We start from the raw sequence: 13,259 nt of genomic DNA, 5'->3' as shown, positions 1-13,259 counted from the left end.
TCAGGGTCGGGCTGGGGCGCTGATGGCCATGACAGCGGTGTCGTCGGTGAGCCCGGCGCCGAAGGTACCGAGCAGGTCGGTGACGGCGGTGACGGCGTCGGCGGCGTTGGTGGGTGCGAGCTGGGCGGCGAATCGGGCGAGGGCGGCCGTTCCGTAACGGCCATCGGCGGTCTCGCTGCTGGCGGGACGGGCCTCGGTGAGCCCGTCGCTGTAGAGGAGCAACGTGTCGCCGGGGTTCGCTACGACGGTGGTGTTGGTGTATTGGGTGGTCGGGAACGCCCCCACGATGCGGCCCTTCGTCTGTTGGTAGTGGACGGAGCCATCGGCCCGTAGCAGCAGCGGTTCGGGGTGCCCGCCGCTGGCGATGACCGCGGTGAACCCGCCCGCGGCCGGTGTGGGTGTGAGGATGCCGAACACGACGGTGCAGTAGCGGGCGTCCTCGCGGTATTCCTGCCAGAGCACCGTGTTGAGGCTGCGCAGCGCGGTGGCCGGGTCCGGGTTGTAGACGGCTGCGGCGCGCAACGTGTAGCGGGCCAGGGCGGTGACGGCGGCCGCTTCGACGCCTTTGCCGCTGACGTCGCCGAGGAAGAATCCCCAGCGGTCGTCGTCGAGGGGGAACAGGTCATAGAAGTCGCCGCCGACTTCGTCGGTCGAGGCCATCCGGTAGTACGCGGCGCTTTCCAGTCCGGGCGGGGTTTGCAGCACGGCGGGGAGCAGACTGCGTTGCAGTTTGCTGATGAGTTGCCGTAGCCGCTCGTCCTCGCGTTCGGCGGCTCTGCGGGCGTTGAGGAGCTCCTGTTCGTAGGCGCGGCGCATTCTGGCGTCGAAGATGGCCGTCCGGATGAGTTGGGGTTGGCCTTCGCTGCTGGCCTTGACGACAGAGGTGACGAGGACCGGCATGCGGGAGCCGTCCTTGGCGCGAAGTTCGAGGGAGACACCGCCGATCTCGCCCTGCATGGCCAGCATCGGTGCGAAGTGGGTCTCGTGGTAGATACGGCCCCCGCCGGTGAGAAGGTCGCTGAAGCGGCGCCGGCCGACGAGTTCCTCGCGGCTGTAGCCCAGCCATGCCAGCAGGGTGCCGTTGATCTTCGCGATGGTGCCGTCGAGGAGGGTGGACAGGCTCCCGCAGGGCGCATTCTCGTACAGGTCTTCGAGGTTGTCTTCCAGCAGCGCAGGGAACCCCGCCTCGCTCGGTTGGGCGCTCCCGTCATCGCCTGGACCTTGGCCGTGAGGATCACGCCCGGCGGTGGCGGTCATCGGTAGGCGGCCCGGATGAACGACGTGATCTCCGCGGCCGTGGCCTCCGGCGCGCTCAACTGCGGGCAGTGCCCGGTCGCGTCCAGGGTGACCAGCCGACTTCCGGCGATCTGCGCGTGCACGAACGCGCCGACTTCAGGCGGCGCGATGGCGTCCTGGGCACATTGCAGGATCAGGGTGGGCACGCTCACCGCGGCGAGGTCGGCGCGGTTGTCGGACAGGAACGTGGCGCGGGCGAACACCTGCGCCATAGCGGGGTCCGTCCGACAGAAGCTCGCCGTCAGCTCTTCACCCAGCTCCGGCCGTTCGGGATTGCCCATGATCAGGGGTGCCATGGTCGACGACCAGCCGAGGTAGTTGCTGTCGAGTGACTCGAGCAACTCGTCGATGTCATCGCGGGTGAAACCGCCTCGGTAGTTCCCGTCATCGATGTAGCGCGGTGACGGGGTGACCAGGACCAGCGCGGAGAAACGATCCGGTTCGCGGTTCGCGGCGAGCACGCCGATGCTCGAACTGACCGAGTGCCCGACGAAGACCGGCTGCCGAAGGTCCAGGTCATCGCAGATGGCCAGCACATCATCGGCGTAGCCGTCGAGGGAGGCGTACCGGTCGGCGTCCCACGCCGCCGGATCAGCCTGGCCTGATCCGACGTGGTCGAACAACACCACCTGGGCCCATTGTCCGATTTCGGCAGCCACGTGGCGCCACATGTGCTGATCGCAACCGAAGCCGTGCGCGAGCACAACGGCGGGACCGTCCTCACGGCCGGCCAACACCACGTTGTTGCGGTTCCGTACACGCATTCACCTATCCTCCACCACCCGCACCTCGGGGCCAACTGCTGCTCACCTGCGCGAACGTTGCCGCGGACCCGCGGTGCCCGCGTCGCCGACGCCAGGTGTGGGCATCCGCTCATGCCGCCGACACGGCACGGCTCGTTCGGGGGCGGTCGTCGTCCCATGCGGCCGCGCTGATGCGCCAGCCGGCGTCGGTGCGCACGAACTGCATCGACTTCATGCCGCCGCCGGCGTGGGGGGCGCCGTTCACGCGGCCCTGCTTGGAGTACCTCCCGAACCACTGCGCGATGTCGCCGAACAGGTCCAGTCGGCCCGACCGGGCTTCCTCGTGGAAGTCGGTGAGCGTGCCGTCGGTGAGCATGGCTCGCCGCGGCTCGATGAACGCGTCGACGTCGTACACCGCAGGATTCATGCCGCACGTTCGGACGATGATGGCGCCGGGCAGCATCGCGTCGCGCAGTGCCGCCATGCGTTCGTCGACTCCGGAACCGGAGGTGAAGGCGTCGAAGTAGCAGCGGATGAGGGCGTGGATCTCCTCCTGGTCACTGCTGGCCCCTGCAGGCGTTCGCCAGTCGCCTTCGGTCAACGCGAAAACGAGCTGGGTGGCCCAGCGGCCCTTGAACCAGATGTTGTCGACCAGCCGCGCTTCCTGGACGAAGCCCAGGCGTCGCAGGAGGCGGGCCGAGGGCTCGTTCTCGTCGACGCACACCGCGGTGACGCGGTGCAGGCCCAGATCCTCGAAGCCCAGGCGCAGCATCTCGGCGGCGGCTTCGGCGGCGTACCCCCTGCTCTGATGGGCACGCCCGAAGGCGAAGCCGAGCTCCCCCTGCTTGTGCTCGGCGCTGGCCCACTTCAGGAGGACCTCTCCGATCACGGTCTTCGTCTCGCGCAACTCCACGGCGAGCACCAGCCATTGGCCCGGTTCGGTGAGGGTCGCCTGGTCCAGCTTCGCGGTGAGCGCAGCGTTCGTCGCCTCCCGGTCGCGGAGGGGCCACGGAAGGAATCGCACGACCTCGGGATCGCCGTGGAACTCGAGCAGGTCGTCGAGGTCGTCAACGCGGTGCGGCCGCAGCGCCAGCCGCGGCGTCAGGATCGGGTAGTCGGGTCGAAAGGCTTCGTGCATCATGCGACTCCTCTGGTCGTCCTCAGGGTCATGGCCGGATCGCGATCTTGACTGCCTGGCGTGTGTCCATGGCTTGGTAGGCGGTGGCGACGGCATCGAGGGGAATCTCGGCCGAGAAGACGGGCGACGGGTCCAGCCGCTCGGCAAGGACGTCGGCAAGGAGGGGCTCCATGTAACGGCGGGCCGGGGCGACCCCCGCCCTCAGGCTGATGTTGTCGCGGAACAGCCGGTAGAGGTCGACACGGTCCACACCGTTTGGCACGCCGACGGACCCGATCGTGCCGCCGGACCGGACGAGGTCGATCGCGAGGTCGAGGGCGGACTGGGTTCCTGCGCATTCGGCAACACCCGGCACGCCACCCTCGGTCGCCTCCCGGATGAGGCCGACGGTCGCGGGGTCGTCCGCGGAGAGAACGTCAGTCGCCCCCATGCGTGTGGCGAGAGCGCTCCGGTCGCGGTGACGGCCCACGAGGATGACCCGTGCTGCTCCCGCGCGGCGTGCGGCGAGCGTTGCGCAGAGCCCGACGGCACCGTCGCCCACGACGACGACGGTCGCACCAGGTTGGACTCCGGCCAGCGCGATGGCGTGGGCGCCGGTCGCCATCACGTCGGTCAGCGGCAGCAGCCGGCGCAACAGCTCCGCGTCCGCATCCGCACGCACCGGGACGAGCGTCGCGTCGGCGAACGGCACGCGGACCGCCTCGGCCTGCCCTCCGCCGTTGCCGCCACCCCAGAAGCCGCCGGCAGGGCAGGAGGTGAACCAGCCTTCGCGGCAAGCGGGGCAGGTGCCGTCCGCGAAGGCGAACGGGGCCAGGACGAGATCGCCTGGCCGGACACGAGCGACGTCGGCGCCGACCTCCTCGACGACCCCGACCCACTCGTGCCCCATGCGATCGCCGGGCGTGAACGACTCCTGCCCCCGGTACGGCCACAGATCTGAACCGCACACGGCCGCCAGGGACACCCGCACCACAGCGTCACCAGGATGCTCGATCGCCGGGTCGGGGACGTCGATGACGTCCACCCAGCCAGCCGCGTGCAGCACCGTTGCTTTCATGGTGGATGACAGTAGGCTGCAGCAGGCCCTCCGCCCATGCCACTTCGACGGCATCAGCGGGAACCGACCGTCGATAAGGAGTTGATCCCTCATGGCAGCCGACAAATCGTCATTGTGGGATGCGGCGGACCTCGCGATCATCCGCGAGCTCTCCCGTGACGGTCGGATCAGCGTCGCCGAGCTGGGCCGCCGTGTGTCGCTGAGCCGCCCCGCAGTCGCTGAGCGGATGCGCCGCCTCGAGGACCTCGGCGTCATCAAGGGCTACGGGGTCCACCTCGACCTCGCCCGGCTCGGGCTGGGCCTGCGCGCCCATGTGTCCCTGCGTCCCCGGCACCGTTCCGTCCGCAATGCCCAGGGCGTGCGGGAGCAGCTGCTCACCATCGGGCACGTGCTCTCCTGCGTCCATGTCACCGGGCACAACTGCTACGAGCTGACCATCGCCGTGCGGGACGCGGCGCACCTGGAGCAGGTCATCGAGCGCCTCACGGAACTGGGCGACACCACCACCAGTGTCGTCCTCTCCGAACCCGTACACCCACGTGACGTCGACATCGCCGCATGGATCCCCGAGAGACGGCCGGGCCACGCCGCTATCGAATAGCGTGAGCGCATTCGGCTGTTCCTGACGCCTCCGCCGCCTGCCCGGCGGTGCGGCCGCGGCGCGCGTCCACGACGAGCAGCGTGAGGGCGGCCAGCGTCAGCAGCCCGCCGACGAGTGCCAGCGGGCGTGCCCCCGTGGTGGACAGGAGGGCGCCGCCGAGCAGCGATCCGCCGGCGATGCCGGCGTTGAAGGCGGTGCTGACGCCGGCCGACGCGATGTCGGTGCTGCCCGGGGCCAGTTGCAGCATCCGGCTCTGCACGGCGGAGCCGAACGCCGCGTAAGCGAGACCGATCCCGGCGAGGAGTGCGACCGCGCCGGGCCGGAGCGCGCCGAGCGCGTACAGGCCGAACAGCGACGCCGTGCCGATGCTCAGCGGCGTCAGCAGGGAAGCGATCGGCCGGGTGTCCAGGGTCCGGGCCGCGGCCAGGGTGCCGACGACGCCGGCCGCACCGGAGACGAACAGCAGCGGCGCCAGCACCGCGTCGGCGAAGCCGCTGACGTCGAGCAGGAACGGCGTGACGTAGGTCTGCAGGGTCATGAAGCCGCCGATGCCGAGGGCGGTCGCGATCAGCAACAGGGCGAAGCGCCGCCCGTCCGGTGCGGTGCCCCGGGCGGCGCCGCCAGCGGCCGGGGGATAGGAGGGAAGCAGGACGAGCACCGCGGCGGCGATCGCCAGACCGACCCCGGCCAGCACCGCGAACGCCGCGCGCCAACCGGCCTGTTGTCCGAGCCAGGTGCCGAGGGGTACGCCGAGCACCGGGGCCAGCGTCGCCCCGGTCGCGAACAGCGCTATCGCCCGGCCGCGCACCGCGACCGGGAAGGGCCCGGCCACGGTCGCCGTGGCGATGGACCAGAACAGCGCCTGGGCGAGGGCGGTCACGACACGGGAGCCGGCCAGCACGGTGTACGTCGGCGCGAGCGCGGCCGTGGCGTTCGCGGCGGCGAACAGGAGCATCGTGGCCCCGAGCAGTTGACGGCGGGGGATCCGCTGGGTCAGCCGGGCCAGCGGCACGGAGGCCAGCACGACCACGACGGCGTACCCGCTGACCAGCAGACCCACCTGCGTACGGGACCGGTCGAGGTCGGGTGCGATGTGGGTCAGCAGGCCGACGGGCAGCAGCTCGGTCGTGATGAACGCGAACGCGGCGAGGGAGAGCGCGACGAGCACGGCCCTGGCCCTTCTCGGCGACACCTCCGGCGCCATGGCCACCCCCTTTGATGGTCACCGTATCGAGGGCGCCCGACCATCACTCAACCCGGGTGTCGTGCACCGCTGTAGCGACGGCGACTGTCAGCGGCCCGTAGCACCTCCGCTTTGTGACATCGGGCGTGGCGTCACCGGTTCAGACCCGGGTGATCCGCACCGCGTCGGCGACCACGATTCCGGTTCCGCTGGTCCAGCGGCTCACGCCGACCTTGTTGCCCGTGCCGGCGGCCAGCGTGAACACGCCGATGGAGACCCACCGACCGCCGTTGGCCCGCTGGTCGACGGACACGGACCTGTTCCCTGTGGTGGTCGCTACCAGGTACGGCGTCTGGTTGTTGTAGCCGGCGTCGGCCGGGTACCAGACCGAGATCTCGTAGTTTCCGGTTGCCGGGATGGTCGACCGGTACCAGGCGACGTCGCTGGAGGACAACGGGTTGGCGAATCGGTAGTCGGTGCCGAACCGTTGGCCGGAGTAGGCCGACGTGCCCCATTCGGTGCTCGCCGTGAACCCGCCCGAGGTGCTGTTGTCGATGGTTGCGGTCCACTGCTGCGGCGGGGTCTGGGTAACGCTCACGTCGAGGTAGTTGCGGTCGATGTTCATCGTCACGCCGCCCCACGTCTCGGTGACGTCGCCGGCGTACTGGTGCAGGCGCTGGTGGTTCGCGTAGTAGGCGTCGGCGCAGTAACTTCCGGCGTCGGTGTCGGCCACCCCGTTCCACCAGGCGATCCAGATCTGGTCGAGCCGGGTGTAGGTCGGGTTGCCGTACGCGTCGCAGACGTCCTTGATGCCGGACGAGCCGCTGGAGTACATGCCGGCGAGGTAGCCGCGTACGTGCAGTTGCTCGACCCAGCCGGACAGGAACGACAGGACGGCGGCCCGGCACGACGCGTTCGACGGGTACTGCTCGATGTCGTTGTAGATGGTGCTCGCGCTGCCGATGCCCAGTGCCTGGGCGGCATTCGCGGCGCTGTTCGCCGCGGAGGCGCCCTGTGACCGGGCGGTGGTGGGGTCGGCGGACATCTTCGGCGTGCGGGTGCCGCACGGTGCCTGGTACCCCAGTTCGATGGGGATCAGCCGCCATCCGTTGCTCGTCTGGTTGGCCACCCAGGTCGCGGTCAGGTTGGGCTGGGCGCAGGAGCGGCTGGCACCGCTGATGTAGATGCCGATCGCCCCGTAGGGCGAACTGGCCCGCCACGCGTTCATCGCAGCCTGTGAGGGAGCGGCGCAGGTGTCGAATCCCCGGCCGGTGAAGGTGCCGGGTTGCGGGCCGGTGGCCAGGGGCGCCACTGCGGTCGATGCCTGTGGTTGTGTGGCGGCAACAGCAGTCGACGTGGCCGGTGCCACCAGTCCTGCGGCAACGGTGAGACCGGCCAGCCATCCAGCAATGATCCTCATCGTCGCCTCCACATGAAGGAATTCTTGCTACCCAGTAGGCGTTGCGAAGATTCTTACCATGAATCGATGAGTGGCGATAGCTGGTCGGGTCGCCTCGGGGCGCGCGGACGCCGGTGGGGGCCAGGCGGATCGCCTGGCCCCCACCGGTCGGTCTGGTCTGTCAGCCGAGGTACTTCTCCCACGGGCCGGTGATGGCCAGGGTGAGGCCCGGGTCCTGCATGTTGACGAAGAGCACCCTGCCGTCGCCGGTGAAGGTCGGCCCGCAGAACTCCGAGTCGTTGAGCTGGTTGCGGGCGATCGCGTACGTCGGGCCGCCCGGAACCGTGCTCAGCACGTGGGAGGCGCCCGACCCGTCCTCGGCCAGCACGAGGCTGCCCCACGGGGTGACGGTCACGTTGTCCGGGCCGTCGAAGGTGAGGTCGTTGTACTTGACCGGCGTCCCCTCCTCCGAGGCGGTCTGGTGCGGGAAGTACGTCACGAGCTGGATGGTCTGGGCCTTGTAGTTGTAGAACCAGACCATGCCGTCGTGCGGAGCCGCGTCCGCCGGCAGGTCACCCTCGTCCCAGGCGTAGGAGTTGACCACGTACACGCCCTCGTCGGTGCCCCACACGCCCTCGAACTTGCGCCCGCGGGTGACCTGGCCATCGGTGAACTGCTCGCGTACGGGCTTGTTCCGCGCGTCGCGGTCCGGCACCTCGATCCACCGTACGGGGAAGGGGCGGTTCAGCTGGGCGGAGGTCAGGTAGGCGACGTCCGGCAGCACCGAGCCGTCGTCCATGATGATCTGCATCGCGGCGAGGACGCCGGCGTTCGGGGCGAGGCGGGTGAGCACGCCTGGACCCAGCTTGACACCGCGCGGCGCACTCCAGCGGTAGAAGAGACCGTTGGGCTCGTCGGCGTCCTCGGACAGGTAGATGCTGGTGCGGTCCTTGTCGACCGCCAGGGCCTCGTGCGAGTAGCGGCCCAGGCACTTGATCGGCCTCGGGTCGGCGCTACCGTCGGCCCACACCTCGAAGACGTACCCGTGATCCTTCTGGTAGACGCCGGACCGGCCGTCCTCTTCCCACTCGTCGCCGGCCCGGTCCTCGGTCTCCTCGCAGGTGAGCCAGGTCCCCCAGGGGGTCGGCCCGCCGGCGCAGTTGGAGATGGTGCCGGAGAGGGCGACGAACTCACCCAGGTTGCGGCCCGCACGGTCCGTCGTGATCACGGTGCAGCCGCCGGCGTCGACGGCGCCCGCGTCGTAGACCGTTCCCTTGATGTGCGGTACGCCGAACTCGGCACCCGGGTCGATCTCGTGGTTCTGGATCAGGTGGTAACGGCCGTGACCGGCGTCGTAGACGGCCATGCCGTCGTGGTCGGCCGGGGTCACGCCCTGGCCGCGGTCGAGCCGGGTCACGCCGGTCCGGGTCACCACCGTGTAGCTGAAGCCCTCCGGCAGGGCCAGGATGCCGTCGGGGTCGTCCACGAGTGGCGGGAAGGGCACATTGCCGGCCTTGACCGGCGGGTGCGGCCGGCCCGGGCTGGCCTGGGCGAGGGACGGCAGGCCGCCGGCGACGGCAAGGCCCACGCCGGCGGCGGCGCCGCCAGCGAGGAAGGTACGACGAGAGGAAGGCACGTGGATCAGCTCCTGGTCACGACAAAGTGCGGCGACTGACAGCCAACTCCGGCGGACGGACACCGACACGTCGCCTGAGGGATCGCCTGGTGACATCGGAGTGAAGAATCAGGGCTACTCAGGCACCGCCAGGCCGGCGGCGTACGACCTGCGACGACACGGCGAAGCGCGACGGTGCCCGCCCTGTGTGTGACCAGGACGGGCACCGTCGCCGCTACCGAGGCGGGTCGCTCAGGTGCTCGCGCCCCGAACCGTGACAGCGTGGCTGGTGTAGGCGTATGCGTAGGTGGCATCGCCGTCGAAGCGGACGTGGTACGTGTACTGGCCGGCCACCGGGGGCTTGTCGGTGATGGTGAACGAGCCGTCGGCGGCGAGCGGCACCAGCGGCAGGTCGGCCCCGACGGAACCATTCTTGTTGGTGTATACCCGGTACACCACGATCGACCCGGGGGCCGGCGTGGGGACGTTGCCGGCGGTACTCATCTGACCCGTGAGCGTGAGCGGCTTCGTGGCGGTGCCGGTCGTCGGGCCGGTCACGACCAGCGAGGTGGGGTGCTGGGCCACGTCGACCCTGGTCGTGGTCTGTGACCAGCGGAAGGCGGGGCTGCCGTCCCAGATGGCGGTGTAGCTGACGCTGCCGCCGACCGGTGAGGCGTCGGTGACGGTGAAGGTGCCGTCCTCGGCGGTGGTCACGCCGGGCAGGGTGGCGGTGGTGCCGTTGGGCAGCGTGCGGGTGATCTCGATCGGCTGTGCGCCCGGCGCGGAGTCGTCGGGGAGGGCGAGCCGACCGGTCATGGTGAACGGGTCCAGCGCGGTCGCCGCGGTGGTGGCCGACAGGCTCAGCGTGGACGTCGGCAGGAGGGCGCCCTCCACGCGCCACAGGTAGTACCGGTTGTACGGCCAGTCGTTGAGCAGGGCGTAGAGGTCATCGCCCAGCACGGAGAGACTGCCGGTGACCAGGTCGCCCTTGTAGGTCATCTGGGCCTGCGTGGTCTTCGCCCCGGTGGCGGCGTTGTACACCTCGGCGTAGGGGCCGTAGTTCGCGCCGTAGAAGGCGGTGGCGACGTTGGCGCCGTTCGGGCTGAGCGCGACCGCGCCCGGTGCGCCCGGATGGTCGGCCCTCGATCCGTAGCTGCGGACCTTGGTCAGGGTCGTGGTGTCCCAGACATCGAAGCCGGAGGTGGCGAAGACCGAGATGGCCTGGGTGCCGTCGGGCGTGATGGTGAGGTCGGTCAGGTTCGACAGGTCGTTGTCGGCGCCGTCGATGACGCCCCGCAGCGTCGCCGGGATCGTGCTGACGTCGTACACCCGGGGGCTGGCGGGGTTGATCCCCGCCTCGGCGGTGAAGACCGTGTCGCCGGCGCCGGCGACCAGGGGTGCGCCGTACATGCGGGTGGCGACCTGGACGGGCGTGGGCGCCGCCAGGGACAGGTCGAGGCCGAGGACGCCGCCGACAAAGTCGTTCTTGATGCCGTAGCCGACCCAGAGCTGGTCACCGTCGAGGGACAGGTTCGCCGGGGACCGGTACCCGGCCAGGTTGATCCGTCGGACGACGGCGAGGGTGGCCGCGTCGATCTCGGCGATCTCGTTCGAGCCGGACAGCGCGGCGTAGACCCGGTTGCCGTCGGGCGTGACGGCCAGGCCGGTCGGGCTGGCCAGGCCGGTGATGCTGCCGGTGAGCGTGCCCTGGGAGTCGGCGACCACGATGCGGTCGTTCGCGGAGACGAAGACCCGGCCGCCGGCCGCGGCCGTGTCGACGACGCCGGTAACGCCCTGGATCAGGGTGGCGGTGTCCCTGGCGGCGGCGGGTGCGGTGGTGGCGACGAGGCCGACTGCGGCGGCCATCGTCGATGCCAGGACTGAGCCGATCACTGTGCGGAATCGCACGTGCGGTCCCCTTTCGGTGGTAACCCCGTTGTGCCGCGGCGACCGGCGGAGCCGGTGCCGGGCCTGCGACAAGATCGTCGCGTCATGGATTAGGCGACCCTCCGGCCGGCAGCGTTACACAGTGGACGAAGTTCCAGGAACGTGCGGGGCGATTCGGGGATGGATGGTGACCGGTCGCGCCCGCCCGGCGCGACCGGTTGCCGCCTCAGGGGCAGGGCCCTCCCGCGCAGACGTCGATGATCTTGCCGGTGAGCAGGAACGTCGCCTTCTGCTCCTGCGCTCCAGGCTGGGCGCGCGGGAACTCGTGCGAATCCTCGCCGTACTCCGGGCCGGCCGGGGCGAGGTTCGTCGTCGGCGGTGCGTAGGTCGCCCCGCTGTTCCAGATCACGATCGCCGAGCCGGTGTACGGATACGCCCGGATCGGTTTGATACCCCAGTACGGCTTCACGTCGAGTGACCAGCCGTCGGCGAGGGCAGGGGTGTGCAGGCGGGCACCGATGGTGCGAGCCTGCACCTCGGCCGCGGCGGGGGAGACCTGGTGGTCGCCGAAGGCCACGTGCATCAGCACCTGATGCGCCGGGGTGCCCGGCAGCGGATTGCCGGTCATGTGCTGGGCGTACCCGTTGGCCTCGGATCGGTCCCAGAGCATCTGCAACAGCGCGAAGATCAACTGCTGGTCGACCTCGTCCGGGTAGTACCCGTCCATGACCGATTGGAAGGGGGCGAAGTCCACGCTGCGCTGCAGCAGCGTGGAGTAGTTCATCGCCGGCACGCCGAGCACCGACCGGGTCCAGTCCTGCGCGATGGCGGTGAGCGCCCCGCCGTTGATGCCGCCCTGGCTGTTGCCGTCGTAGTGCAGCCCGCCGGCCACGTCGATCAGCGGCTGCCCGACGGCATCCTGGAACGCCGGGTCGGCGGCGAACCCGTCCGGGTGGATCATCGCCCGGCCCAGGAAGAGGAAGTTCAGGAAGCTCTGTTGCAGCCGGTCGGCCACCGCGGGAAAGGCGCTGAGGTCGGAGAAGGCGCCAGCCACGTACGGGACGTCGGCGGCGGCCATGCCGATCCAACTGGTCGCGCAGAAGGTGAAGTCGTACGTGGCCGACATGGCCTTGACGTTGCCGGCGTTGATCTCGGTCGGCCTGCCCAGCAGGCCGTGGCCGTAGAGCGACAGGTGTGCGGGATCGGCGGCGGTGGCGCTGCGCGGGATGTTGCAGACGAAGTCCGCCCGCAGCGTCGCGCCGGACGGCGTGGGCAGCGAGTCCGCCGCAGGTGCTGTCCCGTCGCCGTCGGCCGGCCCGTAGTGCAGCCGCGAACCGGGTTCGCCGTTTCCGACCAGATAGGACGGTACGCCGATGCTGCCGGTCACCTGCCGGGCGATCCGCGCATCCTGCTGGGGCGGGTAGTCGGTCACCTGGGTGACGGTGAACGACGGTGCCGCCTCGCCCAGGGCTGCGAAGGCGCCGTCACGGATCGCCAGCATTCGCCCGGTCAGACCCTGCCGGCTGGCCACGGTGAAGTCCCAGGCCAGGTGCAGGCTGTGCCGCTTGACGCCGACCCTGCTCAGGTCGGCGAGGACCCGCTTGATCTGCGGGGTGCGGCGGTCCCGGGGGCTGAGGCCGGCGCCGGTGACGTACTTCCGGAACGCGGTCGGCGCCGGGATCAGCTCCCTGCTGCGGTCGCGCATGCCACGCAGGCCCACGACGTACCGGGTGCCCTCGGCCAGCGCCACCGCCGGCCGAATGATGAGCAACTGCCGGTCGGGCTGGCCGGCGGCGTGCGCGTCCAGCTCCGCCCAGTACGGTGTGCGTTCGCCGGTGACCGTGTTGAGCAGCACGATCGGCGCGTCCGGCGCCAGCGAGCGACCGATGTCGGTGACCGGGGCGATCCCCGTGGCCGCTGAGTTCAGCCCGGCCACGTGCACCAGGATCGGCGAGCCGGGGCTGAACCCGTCCTGTCGGTTCCATTCGGTCGGGTCGATCGGGGTGCCGTGCACGTTGGCGGGCATCGAGGACGCCGCGAGTCGTACCCGCTTGCCGGTGCGGCTGGCTGGATCCGGCACGGTGAAGTAGTCGTTCGGGAACGGCAACAGGCAGGCGGTCGGGTCGATCGGGTCGCAGACACCGTGCGTGGCCGGGTGCATCGGCACCGCGGGCGGCGCGGCGGCGGAGGCCGTGCCGAGCAGTACGGCACCGGCGGTCACCAGCGCGGACACGGCGAGACGGAGCCGTACGGGGGTGGTCACACGCATCTCCTTTGATGGTGGACAAAGTGGACGGACCCACGGGCCGAGGGTGATGGGCGGAGCGCAGGTGTCCAGTT

10 protein-coding genes are annotated in these 13,259 nt (G+C 70.3%); 1 reads left to right on the top strand and 9 read right to left on the bottom strand.

Going from position 1 to position 13,259, the window contains the following annotated elements; all coding sequences use genetic code 11:
* The 4 genes from ACTWLT_RS09525 to ACTWLT_RS09510 form a co-directional block, all read right to left on the bottom strand.
* Positions 1-1,257 carry a PP2C family protein-serine/threonine phosphatase gene (locus tag ACTWLT_RS09525; protein ID WP_445317984.1) on the bottom strand — a complete coding sequence of 419 codons (1,257 nt, stop codon included), beginning with the start codon at positions 1,255-1,257 and terminating at the stop codon, positions 1-3.
* Positions 1,254-2,036, bottom strand: coding sequence for an alpha/beta fold hydrolase (locus ACTWLT_RS09520; protein ID WP_445317983.1), 783 nt, complete (start codon positions 2,034-2,036; stop codon positions 1,254-1,256). Before ACTWLT_RS09520 ends, ACTWLT_RS09525 begins: the two co-directional genes overlap by 4 nt.
* Before the next feature lie 133 nt (positions 2,037-2,169).
* Positions 2,170-3,273 (bottom strand): GNAT family N-acetyltransferase, encoded by a 1,104-nt coding sequence (locus tag ACTWLT_RS09515; protein ID WP_445317982.1) that lies wholly within the window; start codon positions 3,271-3,273, stop codon positions 2,170-2,172.
* Positions 3,206-4,234 carry an alcohol dehydrogenase catalytic domain-containing protein gene (locus tag ACTWLT_RS09510; protein ID WP_445317981.1) on the bottom strand — a complete coding sequence of 343 codons (1,029 nt, stop codon included), beginning with the start codon at positions 4,232-4,234 and terminating at the stop codon, positions 3,206-3,208. The genes ACTWLT_RS09515 and ACTWLT_RS09510 overlap by 68 nt, the downstream gene beginning before the upstream one ends.
* Positions 4,235-4,325: 91 nt before the next feature.
* Between ACTWLT_RS09510 and ACTWLT_RS09505 the strand changes: the two genes are divergently transcribed.
* A complete protein-coding gene (locus tag ACTWLT_RS09505) occupies positions 4,326-4,835 on the top strand; it encodes an Lrp/AsnC family transcriptional regulator (protein ID WP_445317980.1) in 510 nt (169 codons plus the stop codon).
* Here ACTWLT_RS09505 and ACTWLT_RS09500 read toward each other — a convergent pair.
* The 5 genes from ACTWLT_RS09500 to ACTWLT_RS09480 all read right to left on the bottom strand — a co-directional run bounded on the left by ACTWLT_RS09500 (position 4,825) and on the right by ACTWLT_RS09480 (position 13,188).
* Entirely contained in the window at positions 4,825-6,039 is a 1,215-nt protein-coding gene (locus ACTWLT_RS09500; protein ID WP_445317979.1) for an MFS transporter, read from the bottom strand. The genes ACTWLT_RS09505 and ACTWLT_RS09500 overlap by 11 nt on opposite strands.
* A gap of 139 nt (positions 6,040-6,178) precedes the next feature.
* On the bottom strand, positions 6,179-7,438 hold the full coding sequence (locus tag ACTWLT_RS09495; protein ID WP_445317978.1) for a glycoside hydrolase domain-containing protein: 1,260 nt from the start codon (positions 7,436-7,438) through the stop codon (positions 6,179-6,181).
* 160 nt (positions 7,439-7,598) lie between these two features.
* The gene (locus ACTWLT_RS09490; protein WP_445317977.1) at positions 7,599-9,053 is read right to left on the bottom strand and encodes an alkaline phosphatase PhoX; all 1,455 of its coding nucleotides are present in this window, start codon (positions 9,051-9,053) and stop codon (positions 7,599-7,601) included.
* Between the two features lie 231 nt (positions 9,054-9,284).
* The gene (locus tag ACTWLT_RS09485) at positions 9,285-10,940 is read right to left on the bottom strand and encodes a YncE family protein (RefSeq protein WP_445317976.1); all 1,656 of its coding nucleotides are present in this window, start codon (positions 10,938-10,940) and stop codon (positions 9,285-9,287) included.
* A gap of 205 nt (positions 10,941-11,145) precedes the next feature.
* Positions 11,146-13,188 carry a hypothetical protein gene (locus tag ACTWLT_RS09480; RefSeq protein ID WP_445317975.1) on the bottom strand — a complete coding sequence of 681 codons (2,043 nt, stop codon included), beginning with the start codon at positions 13,186-13,188 and terminating at the stop codon, positions 11,146-11,148.
* Between the last annotated feature and the right edge of the window lie 71 nt (positions 13,189-13,259).

The sequence above is a fragment of the Micromonospora yongxingensis genome, assembly GCF_052601155.1.
This window is presented reverse-complemented; position numbering and strand designations above follow the sequence as displayed.

Bases quoted from the DNA above. Each gene is read 5' to 3' on its own strand.
- ACTWLT_RS09505 (WP_445317980.1), top strand. From the start codon at position 4,326: ATGGCAGCCGACAAATCGTCATTGTGGGATGCGGCGGACCTCGCGATC.
- ACTWLT_RS09515 (WP_445317982.1), bottom strand. From the start codon at position 3,273: ATGCCGTCGCCACCGCCTACCAAGCCATGGACACACGCCAGGCAGTCA.
- ACTWLT_RS09510 (WP_445317981.1), bottom strand. From the start codon at position 4,234: ATGAAAGCAACGGTGCTGCACGCGGCTGGCTGGGTGGACGTCATCGAC.
- ACTWLT_RS09500 (WP_445317979.1), bottom strand. From the start codon at position 6,039: ATGGCGCCGGAGGTGTCGCCGAGAAGGGCCAGGGCCGTGCTCGTCGCG.
- ACTWLT_RS09525 (WP_445317984.1), bottom strand. From the start codon at position 1,257: ATGACCGCCACCGCCGGGCGTGATCCTCACGGCCAAGGTCCAGGCGAT.
- ACTWLT_RS09480 (WP_445317975.1), bottom strand. From the start codon at position 13,188: ATGCGTGTGACCACCCCCGTACGGCTCCGTCTCGCCGTGTCCGCGCTG.
- ACTWLT_RS09495 (WP_445317978.1), bottom strand. From the start codon at position 7,438: ATGAGGATCATTGCTGGATGGCTGGCCGGTCTCACCGTTGCCGCAGGA.